17 protein-coding genes and 1 pseudogene are annotated in these 12,739 nt (G+C 30.8%); 4 read left to right on the forward strand and 14 right to left on the reverse strand.

Annotation, left to right across the window (positions count from 1 at the left end; all coding sequences use genetic code 11):
* The first annotated feature begins 123 nt into the window (after positions 1-123).
* Positions 124-483, forward strand: a complete 360-nt coding sequence (locus B3R94_RS00650) for a hypothetical protein (protein WP_291097924.1) — start codon at positions 124-126, stop codon at positions 481-483.
* A 27-nt stretch (positions 484-510) separates the two neighbouring features.
* Here the strand turns inward: B3R94_RS00650 and B3R94_RS00655 are convergent, their stop codons facing one another.
* From B3R94_RS00655 to B3R94_RS00665, 3 genes are all read right to left on the reverse strand, one after another.
* The gene (locus tag B3R94_RS00655) at positions 511-1,062 is read right to left on the reverse strand and encodes a ferritin (RefSeq protein WP_221856913.1); all 552 of its coding nucleotides are present in this window, start codon (positions 1,060-1,062) and stop codon (positions 511-513) included.
* 115 nt (positions 1,063-1,177) lie between these two features.
* The gene (locus B3R94_RS00660) at positions 1,178-1,564 is read right to left on the reverse strand and encodes a DoxX family protein (RefSeq protein ID WP_260542826.1); all 387 of its coding nucleotides are present in this window, start codon (positions 1,562-1,564) and stop codon (positions 1,178-1,180) included.
* 78 nt (positions 1,565-1,642) lie between these two features.
* Positions 1,643-2,857: an NAD(P)/FAD-dependent oxidoreductase gene (locus B3R94_RS00665; protein ID WP_291097927.1), complete on the reverse strand. Its 1,215-nt coding sequence runs from the start codon at positions 2,855-2,857 to the stop codon at positions 1,643-1,645.
* Between the two features lie 177 nt (positions 2,858-3,034).
* Between B3R94_RS00665 and B3R94_RS00670 the strand changes: the two genes are divergently transcribed.
* The 3 genes and pseudogenes from B3R94_RS00670 (at position 3,035) to B3R94_RS00680 (ending at position 4,918) form a co-directional block, all read left to right on the forward strand.
* Positions 3,035-3,877, forward strand: coding sequence for an alpha/beta fold hydrolase (locus tag B3R94_RS00670; RefSeq protein ID WP_286496319.1), 843 nt, complete (start codon positions 3,035-3,037; stop codon positions 3,875-3,877).
* A 3-nt stretch (positions 3,878-3,880) separates the two neighbouring features.
* Positions 3,881-4,009, forward strand: coding sequence for a hypothetical protein (locus tag B3R94_RS00675; protein WP_260392044.1), 129 nt, complete (start codon positions 3,881-3,883; stop codon positions 4,007-4,009).
* A 109-nt stretch (positions 4,010-4,118) separates the two neighbouring features.
* Positions 4,119-4,918 (forward strand): annotated as a pseudogene (locus tag B3R94_RS00680) (integrase core domain-containing protein).
* Between the two features lie 385 nt (positions 4,919-5,303).
* Here B3R94_RS00680 and B3R94_RS00685 read toward each other — a convergent pair.
* The 11 genes from B3R94_RS00685 to B3R94_RS00735 form a co-directional block, all read right to left on the reverse strand.
* Positions 5,304-5,588, reverse strand: a complete 285-nt coding sequence (locus B3R94_RS00685) for a helix-turn-helix domain-containing protein (RefSeq protein ID WP_286496426.1) — start codon at positions 5,586-5,588, stop codon at positions 5,304-5,306.
* A 195-nt stretch (positions 5,589-5,783) separates the two neighbouring features.
* Positions 5,784-6,230: a hypothetical protein gene (locus tag B3R94_RS00690; protein ID WP_291073730.1), complete on the reverse strand. Its 447-nt coding sequence runs from the start codon at positions 6,228-6,230 to the stop codon at positions 5,784-5,786.
* Positions 6,231-6,362: 132 nt separating this feature from the next.
* Positions 6,363-6,677 (reverse strand): hypothetical protein, encoded by a 315-nt coding sequence (locus tag B3R94_RS00695; protein WP_286496423.1) that lies wholly within the window; start codon positions 6,675-6,677, stop codon positions 6,363-6,365.
* Between the two features lie 141 nt (positions 6,678-6,818).
* The gene (gene arsB, locus B3R94_RS00700) at positions 6,819-7,826 is read right to left on the reverse strand and encodes an ACR3 family arsenite efflux transporter (RefSeq protein ID WP_291097930.1); all 1,008 of its coding nucleotides are present in this window, start codon (positions 7,824-7,826) and stop codon (positions 6,819-6,821) included.
* 3 nt (positions 7,827-7,829) lie between these two features.
* Positions 7,830-8,441, reverse strand: a complete 612-nt coding sequence (locus B3R94_RS00705; protein ID WP_291073737.1) for a low molecular weight phosphatase family protein — start codon at positions 8,439-8,441, stop codon at positions 7,830-7,832.
* Positions 8,442-8,445: 4 nt separating this feature from the next.
* Positions 8,446-9,543, reverse strand: coding sequence for an ArsO family NAD(P)H-dependent flavin-containing monooxygenase (locus B3R94_RS00710; protein WP_291097932.1), 1,098 nt, complete (start codon positions 9,541-9,543; stop codon positions 8,446-8,448).
* A 141-nt stretch (positions 9,544-9,684) separates the two neighbouring features.
* Positions 9,685-10,149, reverse strand: a complete 465-nt coding sequence (locus B3R94_RS00715; protein ID WP_114999206.1) for a DUF6428 family protein — start codon at positions 10,147-10,149, stop codon at positions 9,685-9,687.
* Positions 10,150-10,209: 60 nt separating this feature from the next.
* On the reverse strand, positions 10,210-10,539 hold the full coding sequence (locus B3R94_RS00720) for an ArsR/SmtB family transcription factor (RefSeq protein ID WP_114999208.1): 330 nt from the start codon (positions 10,537-10,539) through the stop codon (positions 10,210-10,212).
* A gap of 189 nt (positions 10,540-10,728) precedes the next feature.
* Positions 10,729-10,986, reverse strand: a complete 258-nt coding sequence (locus B3R94_RS00725; RefSeq protein WP_114999210.1) for a Txe/YoeB family addiction module toxin — start codon at positions 10,984-10,986, stop codon at positions 10,729-10,731.
* Complete coding sequence (locus B3R94_RS00730; protein WP_068599366.1) at positions 10,987-11,241, reverse strand: type II toxin-antitoxin system Phd/YefM family antitoxin; 255 nt, start codon at positions 11,239-11,241, stop codon at positions 10,987-10,989.
* 88 nt (positions 11,242-11,329) lie between these two features.
* Positions 11,330-12,007 carry a tyrosine-type recombinase/integrase gene (locus tag B3R94_RS00735; protein WP_125350815.1) on the reverse strand — a complete coding sequence of 226 codons (678 nt, stop codon included), beginning with the start codon at positions 12,005-12,007 and terminating at the stop codon, positions 11,330-11,332.
* Positions 12,008-12,739: the final 732 nt, after the last annotated feature.

Here is a 12,739-nt window from a genome sequence, read left to right on the forward strand (position 1 = left end):
CTCGTAATTTAAATGAAGCATTGTAATGATTTTTTATTCCTTTCATAATTGTAAGATAAGTATTATATACCTTTTCTTACTCTGGAACTTTCGTTAGGATATCCAGTTTACAATTGGCTTTCTGTGGCAGAACAAGAAAAAAACATACGTGATTGGGTAGATCATAATAGAGCGAAAGGAAAAACTTCGGTCTTTATAGGGGATTCTTTAGGGAAATCGCAGCGTATTATGAAAGCATTGGAGGGTATTGGAGAGTTAAATGTCCATTATTCCATTGCAAAATTGAATGAGGCTTACGAAAGTGTTGGTGTTACATTACCTGAGTACAAAACAATAGATTTACGTGATGACAAAAAGCATTTGGATGGAAAAATAATTTTGTTGCTACCTTCTTTGGTTGATAATCCAGTGATGAAGAAAATACCTAATATTTTCTCTTTATTTTCTAGCAATCAAAAATCCCTTAAATTTTATAAAACTTAAGGGATTTTTGATTTTACAAGAATTAATTTATTCTGCTAATGGGTTGATTTGGTCTGCAGTAGGGAAATCTTGTCCAGTAGTCCCAATTGTTTTATTCAGTTCAAATTTTGCTGCATCCGACATTTTAGCTCCTCCTGCCAATTCAGCTTTGTCTAATAAATCAAGTGCTAATTTCTCTTCTTCTCTTTGTTCAGCAACCAACCATTGTAAGAAATTCCATGTAGCCCAATCTTCTTCATCCATGCTCATTTTGACAATTTTATAAATGGATTCTGTATTTTCAATTTCTTGTTTTAGAACAGCTTGAAAACACTCTAATACATTTTTTGGTTCAGGACCAGGTTTTTGTATAGCTTCAATTTTTACAATTCCTCCTCTTTCTTGTACGTATTCCATAACTTTAGCCATATGTACACGCTCTTCCTGTGAGTGTTTCATCATAAAATTTTTGATTCCATCCAATTGATTTTCGTCTGCCCAGCAAGCAAGCATCAAATACATTTGTGCAGAAAAGGCTTCTAAAGTGATTTGATCATTTAGAGCTTTTTGTAATGTTTTAGAAATTCTAGTTGTATTCATTTTGTTGATTTTATTTATAAATAATAAGTTGAATTTTCGAATCAAATACATCATTTACATATTAATATTTTCTAAAATATTGATGTATTCATATATTGATCTCTATTGAATATGGTTATTTTTGAGTTGATTTGATTGCCCAAAGCATGAGTAATGGTTGTAAAAATAGTCTTGCTAAACGCTTCTGATCCGTATCTAGACCAAATCCATTTCTATGATTTTTATATTGTGCCCAATTTCCAGGGAATACAGCAGCAAAAAATCCTGCAATAACTTTACCTACAAGTTCTTTCTTTTTGTCCGATACTAATATAATTGAACTACCAAGTGCTATTTCTACCACTCCTGAATATACCACAGTATCATCTTTATCTAAGGGCACCCAATTAGGAACTTGAGCTTTAAACTCTTTTCTCGCAATTGTTAAATGGGTAATACCAGCTACCACTAAAAAAGCACCTAGGCTATAACGAGCTATATTTTGTTTCGTTTTCTTTTTCATAATTATATTTATTTAATATTTACCATCCAATTAGATTAGATATTCTTTCTGATTGTAGTTATAAAATTTATTTTTTTATTATTTAGTTGGTCGATCAAAACCAAAGGTTTCTAAGCGACTATCTTTTTGGTTAAGAATGATATTTTTTAAAACTTGAGCTGCAACCATCGAAAATGTAATTCCATTTCCTCCATAACCTAATGCAAATAATGTTCGATCACCTTTTTTCCATGATCCCATATAAGGTAAACCATCATTTGTGGAGCTAAAAGTTCCGCACCAAGCCATTTCGGTATTGAATTCAATTTCTGGATATAATCGACTAAACTTACGTTCAAGAGTTTTGATTTTTGTTCGAAGTAAATCATCTCTTTTATCAGGATTTTGAAAATCTTCATCTTCACCACCAACGATCAATCGATTATCTTTTGTTGTTCGCATATAAAGATATGGTTCTGCTGTTTCCCATATTAAGCTACGATTTGGCCAAACCATTTTTTTATCAATGGGAGCCGAACAAATGGCGTAAGTAGATAATAAATTCATTACTTTTTTAGGTAGAAATTGACCTGCTTCAAAACCAGTAGCAACAATTACATATTTGCACGAAATAGTATGTCCATGCTCGGTCAATAGTTCGCAATTGTTCTTATTTTCGTCTATTTTTTCCACTTTTGTATGGGTAAAAATCTGTAATTGATGTTTTTCTTGATGATACTTTAATAAATTGATAGCGCCTTTATAAGCATCCATCTGGGCAGAAGTATCATTTTGCAATGCAGCAATTCCATCAATATTTTGGTAAGTTTTCAATTGCTTAGCATCTAAATACTTCACAGGCAAACCGACTTCTGTTCTTATTGCATATTCTTCGTCTAACAATTTTACACCTTGCTGATTACTCGCTAATAAAACTGTAGGAACACGTGTAAAATCAGCATCAATATTAGTTTTTTTGAATATATTTTCTATATCTGTAATAGAATCCAAGCAATTGAAATAAACATCAATAGCAATTTTTTTGGGAACAATATTTACTAATTTACTTAACGGGGTATCAATTTCATATTGTAATTGAGCAGTACTTGCTGCAGAACTTCCTGTAGAAATAGTTCGTTTATCGATAAGAGCGCATTCTACACCTGCTTCACATAATTCGTGCGCAACTAAAGCTCCTGTAATGCCGGAGCCAATTATAGCAACATCTATTTTAAAATCATTTCGAAGAGGATGATATAAATCAAAAAATTCGTTTTTAACAATCCAAAAAGGTAATCCAGAATGTAAATCCATAGTTGCGAACTTGTTTAAGTTGAAATTTAGTTACCTAAAAAATCAAGCCAAATTTTGATTGTTGACTTTTTTATTACAGAAATCGCTAATATTTCATAATTGGCTTAATGATTGTGATGAATATGATCATAATCTATCAGTTAGATTATTATTTATAAACCACTTAAAAATATTATTATGGCTAAATTAAAACGAAAAGATTATAAACTAAATTATATCGATTACGGTAATAAACTTGCTCAACCCGTTATTTTGATTCATGGTTGGCCGCTTAGTTTACAATCGTGGGAATATCAAATTCCTAAAATTGTAGAAGCTGGTTTTCGTTGTATTGCCTATGATCGAAAAGGTTTTGGAAAATCTTGTGCGACATGGGATCGTTACGATTATGATGCATTGGCTGAAGATTTACATGCCTTGATTGATGATTTACAATTGGAAAATGTTGTGTTAGTAGGTTTTTCGATGGGTGGAGGAGAAGTTGTGCGTTATATTACCAATTATGGAAACAGTAATATTTCGAAAATAGCATTGATCAGTTCAATTATTCCACTCGTAAAACAAACTGATGATAACGAACACGGCGTTCCACAAAAAGACTTAGATCAGATTGTTCATCAACTTGAAACAAATCGTTTAGAATTTTTAGAAGGTTTTCATAAAGGTTTTTATAATCATGGCTTGTTAAAAAAATCTGTAAGCAAAGAACAATTAGATTTTGATTTTTCGGTTGCTTCGCATGCTTCACCTATTGCAACTTTGAGAGCTGCACGCTCTTGGATGGACACAGATTTTAGAGCTGAATGTAAAATGATAGATGTTCCAACATTAATTATTCATGGAAAAGAGGATCAAACTGTACCAATTAAAACAGCTGGAGATCAAGCTGCAAAATTGATCGCGAAATCGACTTACATTGTGTATGACGATGCGCCGCATGGATTGAATATAACTCATAAAGAACAGTTGAATATGGATTTGATTGAGTTTTTGTTAAATATCGAACATAAAAAAGAGTAGAAGATGGGAAAAGTAAATAAAACAATTGTTTCTAGTTTGGCAATTGCTGGTTTAGGAGGACTTTGCTATGCTTGGCTTAATTTTAGAAAAGTAAAAATACCAACTTATGTAGAAGGTTGTTTTAGTTTTTGATCAAAACAATAATGTTGATAATCAATCCAAACAGAATTTTGATGTAAATCATTGTGGGTACGTCATATCCTCGTAGACTAAATTAGTAAAAAACTAATATAGCTTTATGATGATTAAAAAGACAAAAGAAATAGCAGCTTATTTAACTTATAGTAAAAAACTACAAGTTCTAAAATATGCCAAAGAATATGGAAATAACTCTATAGCATATAATTTTTTTGGCGTGAAAAAGAGTACATTTTATAAATGGAAAAAGGCATATGATGAACATGGAGAAGAAGGTTTACTTAGAAAAAAACCAACTCCTCGTACATTTCCCAATCAAATCAAGCAAGAAATTGTAAATAAAGTATTAGAACTTCGAAAAGAACATAAATTAGGGACTTGGCGAATTAAATGGTATTTAGAACGNNAGAAACACCAGGTCATCATGTGCAGGTTGATGTTAAATTTCTGATTTTTCATGATGCAAATGGTCAAAAAATCAAGCGATTTCAATATACAGCAATTGATGATGCTACACGAATTAGAGCGCTTAAAATCTATGAAAAGCACAATCAATTAAGATCAATTGATTTCATAAATTATGTTGTAGATAAATTTCCTTTCAGAATTAATACAATTCAAACAGATAACGGACATGAATTTCAATCAAAATTTCATTGGCATGTTCAAGATTTAGGAATGAGACACCGATTTATAAAAGTAGGAACGCCTCAGTTAAATGGGAAAGTTGAACGATCTCATTTAACTGATAAAAAAGAGTTTTATCAACTTTTAAGCTATACTGATGATGTCGATCTAAATCAAAACTTAGAACAATGGGAGAATTTTTATAATTTCAATAGACCACATGGTTCATTTAAAGGTAAAACTCCTTATGAAATACTAAAATCAAAACTAAAATAATTATATTTAATGTCTATGAAGTGATGAAGTACGACACTCATAGTATTGAGATTTGAGATGTTAGTTATTAGACTTTTGTTATTGTATGTTCTTTTTTATTCATTGGTTTATTGTTTTATGAATAATGTATTCATGAATCCTTTGGATTTGGCTTGATACAAAAACATTTGAGATGTTTGCTATTATTATGTTCATTTTATTAATTACTTTTTTCTTGATAAAAAAGTAATCAAAAAATGAAGGCTTCAATTCTGGACGGTCAATCTTCATTTCGCTTCACTAAAATGTTTAAATCACTCCTTTCAGTCGGTAAACATTTTTACGTTTCACTTAACGGATTGACATTCGTCTGCGAATTTTTATGCCAGGTTATTGCTCTTAATTTTTAGCGTTTATTAGTGAATGATTTGTTGTAGTGTTCGTTCAATAACTTTTCGACATCAGACATTTTGTAGTAGATTTTGTTGCCTACTTGACAGAATGAAACCTTTCCTTCATTTCTCCACGTTTGAGCAGTTCGTTTTGAGATTTTCATTAGCATTAGAAACTCTTGGTTATCCATAAATGTTTCTTGTTTAGCTGCTAATGCTTTGTTTAATTTTTTAGTGATTTCCTCTAATTGGAATACGATCGCATCGTATTGATCCTTTGTTAAAATGATTGCTTCCATTTTCTAATTTGTTTAAGATTATGGAACAAATGAAGTACAGAAAAAAAAGTCCGTTAGTCCTGAAATGGTCTTGTCAGGACCATATCTTTTTGAATGGCTGATAGATAAAGACTTTTGATTTTTGAGGTTGAACGTATGAACAGGACTTTTATGACCAAAAAAAAATCCTAACTGGGATAGTTAGGATTGCGAATATTATAGTAATTTATCTACATCAATTCGTTTTGCGTTATTCGGTCGTTTTTCTTCTCGTGATGGTGTGAGTATGGTTTTGACCGTTTCAATACTTACTTTATTTCCGTCTTTGTCTACAAAAGAATAAACAATCATTTTAGAAATCTCGTTTACATTTCCATCTAAATAATTTTTACCATTAATAAACAACTCTCTGTTTAATTGGTAAAATATGTCTACCAACTGATTGACGTTTCCATTGAATTGTAGTTTGTTGTAATTGCATTTTTCTTCTTTAACCACTTGTAATTCTTCCGTTAATGTTCTGATGTGTTGTAAGTGGTCAATTTTTTTGTTGCATTGCACTGAATATTCTGGAAGCTTTGGATTGATAAAATGAATGTTAGCTTGTTCGTATTCGTATTTCTCATCAGTTAAGAAAAAGATCTGATCGCAATAATCCTCCATCTGTTCCAAATTTTTCTGCGTTTTATAAAAAGAAAAATATCGTTCTTCTGAATCTGCATTGATGTATCTTGGTGCAGGTCTTTCTTCGTCTTTAATCTCTATTGGTTTATATAAACCTAATCGAATTATTTCTTATGAAGTATAAATTTTCATTAAACGAGTTTTATTTCTTCCTTTTTCAAACAGAAATTCATTTACTGAAACTAACTTTTCAAACTTATTAATCCAATGTAGCTTATCTTTTGCATATAAAAGTTGATGTTTGATAAAATCAGCAATTTCAGAATGAGAAATCTCAAATATTTTGTCAATTAATGCTTGACAATACCCGTCATTTGTAAGAGGTTGCACCTCTATAATATCAAATTCTTTCGACTTTACATTGTGTAAAGCAACTTGTGTAAACTCTTTGAATTGTACAGTTTCTTTTATCAAATACTTCATCATAAATTAAGTTTTAGCAATTAACCTTTTATAGTGTAATTTGAAGTAAATTAATACATTACAAAGATAAAATGTGTCGTTAAAGATATTTAAAACTTCCTTATTCGATGTATTGCTCTATTCTTTATAATATATGCTTTTCAATCACAAACTAGCTTTTACTAAAAGGATTAATACAGGAACTTCGACTAACGGACCAATAACTCCTACAAAAGCTTGTGGCGAGTGAATACCAAATATCGCAATAGAAACTGCAATGGCCAATTCGAAGTTATTACCTGTTGCTGTAAATGAAATAGATGCATTTTTATCATAAGGAACCTTCATTGCTTTATTGATAAAGAAACTGATGAAGAACATCAGTGCAAAATAGATCACTAATGGGATTGCTACTTTGATTACGTCTAAAGGTAATTCAAGTATTTTATCTCCTTTTAAACTAAACATTACCACAATAGTAAATAATAATGCATAGAGTGTTATGGGAGAAATTTTGGGTACGAATACACGATTGTACCATTCTATACCTTTCTTTTTAATTAGCGTGTATCTCGTGATAAAACCTATTAAAAATGGGATACCTAAATAGATCAATACACTTTGGGTTACTTCTATCATTGAAACCGAAACATTAAAATTAGCTAAGCCTAATTTACTTGGTAATATGTTGATGAATAACCAAACTAAAAAACTGTAACTTAAGACTTGGAAAATACTATTCAATGCGACTAACATCGCTGTGTATTCTCTATTAGCCTTCGCTAAATCGCTCCAAACGATCACCATTGCAATACATCGAGCTAAACCAATTAGTATTAATCCAGACATATAATCCGGTTCGTCATGAAGAAATAGAACTGCCAAACCAAACATTAAAACTGTACCAATTATCCAGTTTAGGATTAAGGATATACCAATTACTTTTTTGTTTTTGAGTGCTTTTGGTAATAAAGCATAATCTACTTTGGCTAAAGGTGGAAACATCATAATAATTAAACCTAATGCCAAAGGAATATTAGTTGTACCCACACTTAAACTTTCAACCCAAAAAGGCATATTAGGAAATACATATCCAATCGTTACCCCTGCTATCATTGCAAAAAATATCCATAAGGTTAGGTATCTATCAAGGAATTTTAGTTTTGATTGCATCGTTTATTTAGTGATTTGTGAAAATATGTACATCATTTCGGTTGCTATTTCGGTACTTCGTTGTTTGTAAACTTCGGTTTGTTCGGCTGTACCATCCGATATTTTAGGATCTTCGTAAGTAATGGGAATTCGCTTTTCAGCACCGGAAATAAAAGGGCAACCTTCATCTGCTTGGGAACAAGTTAGAATCGCTGCGAAATTTGAAATAGGATTGAAAGCATCATTATATTTCTTAGAAAAACCGATAATTGGTAAACAATTTTCATCAAATTTTATGGCGTAAATAGGATTTATACTATCTGCAATTTTTAGAATTTGTAAGCCTTGATTTTCTAATGTTTCTGCTACTTTAGGAAACAAAGCTGTTTCTTGTGTACCACCTGAATAACAGTGTACATTATCTATATTATAGAATGATGCTGAAGTTTGCGCCCAAACCTGTGATAAATGACTTCTTCGAGAATTGTGTGTACAAATAAAATTAAGGTTTACCGGTTTTTTACTATTTACCTTTCCTTGAATGTAATCTATTAAAGGTTGTAAAATGTTTTTGCGATCATTACTGATATTTTCAAAATGAAATTGCTCTACAGTTTTTAATATTGTTGAGTACATATTTTTAATTAATTTTTAAGTGTTTAGATAAAAAATCTTGAATTTCTAAAATTGTTTGTTTTGCGGTTCTGTTTACCCCAATTAAAGATGCAGATGCATAACCTGTCCAATTACCATAGCCTACAAACCATAAACCTTCAATATCTAAAGACTTAGTTTCATTGGTTTTTGCAATACCTTTTTCATCTAGTTGTATTAGTGATTTTAGGAATGTAGTATCGTAACCGAAGCCTGTACACCAAATAATTGCATCAAAATCTTCTTGTTCGCCGTTATCCCAAATTACTCCTTTGTCGTAAAACTCACGGAATGTACCACTAGAAATTAACACTCCTCTTTCACGAGCTTCTTTTACAGGTGGAACCATAACAATACTGGCTAAATTGTAATTTGATGCATCAAATGTTTTTCCTTCTAATTCTGCTTTATATCTTGCGTTGGCAATTTTAAACAGATAATAGCCGTCCACTTCATCGGGTAGAAATTCAGGTGTTTTTTTTGTTGACCATTTTACTGTCGTATTTTTTGATACTTCAGCAACAATTTGAGCACCAGAATTACCTTCTCCAACAACCAATGTTTTTAAACCATTAAAATCTTCGGGGTTTTTATATTTACTTGAATGTATTTGAACACCTTTGTAATTTTCTATTCCCTTTAAATTCGGAATGAAAGGATTTGCCCACGTTCCTGTAGCAGAAATAACTGTTTTGGTTTTAAAAAAACTTTCTTGCGTGTGAACTTGAAAAAAATCTCCATTTTTTTTAATTTCAACAACTTCACTATTTCTTTTCACATTAAGTTGATAATATTGCTCGTATTGTCCTAAATAATGTATAACCTCTTGTTTTGTAGGGAATTTATTTTCAGAATTTGGCATTATCAATCCAGGTAACGAGCTATAATCTGCTGGAGAAAATAGGGTTAAACTATCCCAAGTATGGAGCCAAGCCCCGCCTGAAGTATTTTGCTTATCCAAAATAATATACTTCAGTTTTGCACGTCTTAGATAATATCCACAAGCTAATGCACTTTGCCCGCCTCCAATAACTATAACATCAAATATTTCATCCATTGAATTGTTTTTATCTGATTTATGCATTCACAAATTAATACTTTTACGTTTCTATAAATTCTTATCTATATTAATACCGTTTACTGTTTGATAATCCTTGTTTATCGACTTCTACAACTCCTAAAAAATTATCATTGGTAATTGTTATAATATTTATGGTTACAATATTTAGCAACACCCCGAATTTGGTGTACAAGAAGATGATTGGATTTCTGACAATTTCACTTTTGGTTTTTCTACAGGAATACCGCAAGCATCTTCCGCTAAACAAGCTGTTTTTTTATTCTTTAAAATGAAATGTTTTCCATTAAATTCAAGATCGTATTTACCAATTGTAGTCGACTGATATTCTACTTCAATTTCGGCATCTTCCATACCTAATTTATTTTCGGATAAGCGAATAATGTTTAGTAATTTTCCTGGTTTTAAACGATGTTCGTAATCGTCTGCATTCCATAATTGGAAGTTCACCACTTTTTCATTTCTAATCACTCCACCACAATCAATAAATTTCTTTGTGATTTCTCCCACTTCTGTAACGTGGAAATGCTCTGGCACGAAAGTACCATCCTCTAATTGAAATTCAACATTTTGTAATGTTGGTAAGATTTCTTTGATTTCTGAAAGTTTCATCTTCTTAATATTATTATTTATTAATCGTAATATTACGATGTTTTATTTTAAAAAAATGCCTTAACAGCATTTCTCTATTTTTACATTTTGATTGAAAAAGTTAGAAAACTCATTTTGAATTGAAGCCCAAACCTTTTCATCTATACAATAACACACTGATTTCCCTTCGATGGAACCTTGAATAATTCCTATACTTTTCAATTCTTTTAAATGTTGAGAAATCGTGGCTTGTGCTAAACCTAATTCATCCACCAAATCCGTACAGATACACGCATTTTGCTTGATAATATGCTGAATAATAGCCACACGAGCAGGATGTCCTAATACTTTGAATAAAGTAGCTAGTTTATTTTGTTCGTCTGTAAATATTTCTGATTTAGTTGTTCCCATTATTGATTTATTATCATTGCAATATTACGATATAATTATTGAATACTAAAAAATTTAATGTTATTTATTTAATGTATTGCTCAACGGCTTTATCCAATTCTTTGTTTACGATTTTGGCATAAAAAAAATTCTGTTAAGTTTTACAACCCAACAGAATTCTATCTTATTTATATCTTAAAAATTGATTATTTAATCGTAATGAAAACGGCACTTTGCTATTAATATCTGACCATCTTCGTACTTGTAAATTAAACGATGTTCTTCATCTATTCTACGTGACCAAAACCCTGAATATTTATGTTTTAATGGCTCTGGTTTCCCTATACCAGTAAAAGGAGTACGTGAAATATCTTTCAATAAATCATTGATACGTTTTACTTTTTTCTTATCGGTTTTTTGCCAAAATAAATAATCTTCCCAAGATTCATCTACGAAAATATATTTCATCTATTCCTCGATTAATTCTCTTTCAAAAGATTGGTTACTTTTTAATTTTTCAATGGCAGCATCTAATCTTGATTCATTGATACGAGAAGATAATTCGTGATTTGTAGCCATTAAAGAATTGTACTCTTCTAATGACATTACCACAATACCTGAATCTTTCCCTCTGTTGATGATTAAGGTTTCAAAATTCTTCGAAACTCTATCTAAGTAAGATTTAATATCTTTTCTGAAATCTGAAACACTTGCTATTATCATAATCTTGTATTTTATTATGTACAAATATATGTACAATATTTTGATTTTCAAAATCTATCTTCTTACATTATTTTAAAATAAACATTTACTATTCAATGAATTGCTCTACTGCTTTGTCTAATTCTTCGTTTACGATTTTAGCATAAATTTGAGTTGTTCCAATATCAGAGTGATCTAAAAGTTTTGATACATACTCAATACGCATACCGTTAGCTAAGGCTTGGGTTGCAAATGTATGTCGGCTTAAATGAAAAGATAATGAGAATGGAAATTCTAATTCTTTGCCCATTCTACGCAATTTCTGACCACATAAAACATTTTTGCTACCGATTACTTTTAGTTGGTATTCGTTGGATTGTTCGAAGAAATTAGCTTCTGAAATGATTGGAAAAATAAAATCATCTGGTTCGGAAGTTTCTTTTTTGTATTTGTTTAAAATCTCTAAAGCAGATTGACCTACCTTGAATTGATGTGAACGTTTAGTTTTACGGATGTTTAATCTGATACGTTGTTCGTTTTCATCATAGTTTTTCCATTGTAAGGTAACGACATCACTAAAACGCAATCCTCCGGCATAACAAGAAAAAATAAACATATCTCTGAAATAGGTATCTGTTTGACCAAATGAACTCTTGTGATTTTTTAGCTGCTCGATTTGTTCTTTGTTTAAAAACAATCTTGTACTCTTGGCTTTTTTGATTCGTACACTTGCAAATGGGTAAGTATTTAAACTGATGATTTCTTCACGAATGGCATCTTTAAACATTATGGCTAAAATTGAACATTTGTATTAAAACTAACATTAGTAATTTATGAACAAATTGAAATAACTGTAAGAAAGCTTCTTTACCAAAAAGGACGCAAGTTTAACCAATTGTGGAATGCCAAGGTAGTTTTTCGTTTAAATCATGACCTAAAAATAAATGAATATCCAAACAGTTATTGCAATAGCGAATCATTGCTCTGTTGTTATTAATATTATTTAGATAACTGTCCATTCAAATCTTGAAAGAGACAATTAGATTATGAAATAAAACAAATTTCTACAATTAAAAACATGATAGCTTTGAAATTTCATATAGAAAACTTGCTGAAAAGGCGAGAGTCAATTTAGCGTAATGAGCGTAAAAATGGCTTACTGTCGCGCAATCTTCCTCTCGTAAACCCAAAATAGTAACTCAAAAAGCGTGCTTTTCTCGTCAAAAACCTCGTATCTCACTTCTCACATCTAAAATTCTCAAAAAATATTTCCCATTGTACCAGCAACTTAAGAGAAGAATGTAAATTAATTGTAAAATGAGTTTGGAAGTTCGGAAAAATGGGTTGTATATTTGCAACCGCAATACGAAAGACGAGTAGTATTGTAGTTGACATAAGGACTTATATAGCGACAAAAATTATTTAAAAATAAATTTGCGAGTTTTGAAATAAGTCTTACCTTTGCAAACCGATTCCGAAAGGAGTTTGAAAGTGAGATTAAATTTGACTTGTTGAAATA

This window comes from Empedobacter sp. UBA7611, assembly GCF_002484365.1.
Taxonomy (GTDB): Bacteria; Bacteroidota; Bacteroidia; order Flavobacteriales; family Weeksellaceae; genus Empedobacter; species Empedobacter falsenii_B.

Bases quoted from the DNA above. Each gene is read 5' to 3' on its own strand.
- B3R94_RS00655 (WP_221856913.1), bottom strand. From the start codon at position 1,062: ATGAATACAACTAGAATTTCTAAAACATTACAAAAAGCTCTAAATGAT.
- B3R94_RS00660 (WP_260542826.1), bottom strand. From the start codon at position 1,564: ATGAAAAAGAAAACGAAACAAAATATAGCTCGTTATAGCCTAGGTGCT.
- B3R94_RS00665 (WP_291097927.1), bottom strand. From the start codon at position 2,857: ATGGATTTACATTCTGGATTACCTTTTTGGATTGTTAAAAACGAATTT.
- B3R94_RS00670 (WP_286496319.1), top strand. From the start codon at position 3,035: ATGGCTAAATTAAAACGAAAAGATTATAAACTAAATTATATCGATTAC.
- B3R94_RS00675 (WP_260392044.1), top strand. From the start codon at position 3,881: ATGGGAAAAGTAAATAAAACAATTGTTTCTAGTTTGGCAATTGCTGGT.
- B3R94_RS00685 (WP_286496426.1), bottom strand. From the start codon at position 5,588: ATGGAAGCAATCATTTTAACAAAGGATCAATACGATGCGATCGTATTC.
- B3R94_RS00690 (WP_291073730.1), bottom strand. From the start codon at position 6,230: ATGGAGGATTATTGCGATCAGATCTTTTTCTTAACTGATGAGAAATAC.
- B3R94_RS00695 (WP_286496423.1), bottom strand. From the start codon at position 6,677: ATGATGAAGTATTTGATAAAAGAAACTGTACAATTCAAAGAGTTTACA.
- arsB (WP_291097930.1), bottom strand. From the start codon at position 7,826: ATGCAATCAAAACTAAAATTCCTTGATAGATACCTAACCTTATGGATA.
- B3R94_RS00705 (WP_291073737.1), bottom strand. From the start codon at position 8,441: ATGTACTCAACAATATTAAAAACTGTAGAGCAATTTCATTTTGAAAAT.
- B3R94_RS00710 (WP_291097932.1), bottom strand. From the start codon at position 9,543: ATGCATAAATCAGATAAAAACAATTCAATGGATGAAATATTTGATGTT.
- B3R94_RS00715 (WP_114999206.1), bottom strand. From the start codon at position 10,149: ATGAAACTTTCAGAAATCAAAGAAATCTTACCAACATTACAAAATGTT.
- B3R94_RS00720 (WP_114999208.1), bottom strand. From the start codon at position 10,539: ATGGGAACAACTAAATCAGAAATATTTACAGACGAACAAAATAAACTA.
- B3R94_RS00725 (WP_114999210.1), bottom strand. From the start codon at position 10,986: ATGAAATATATTTTCGTAGATGAATCTTGGGAAGATTATTTATTTTGG.
- B3R94_RS00730 (WP_068599366.1), bottom strand. From the start codon at position 11,241: ATGATAATAGCAAGTGTTTCAGATTTCAGAAAAGATATTAAATCTTAC.
- B3R94_RS00735 (WP_125350815.1), bottom strand. From the start codon at position 12,007: ATGTTTAAAGATGCCATTCGTGAAGAAATCATCAGTTTAAATACTTAC.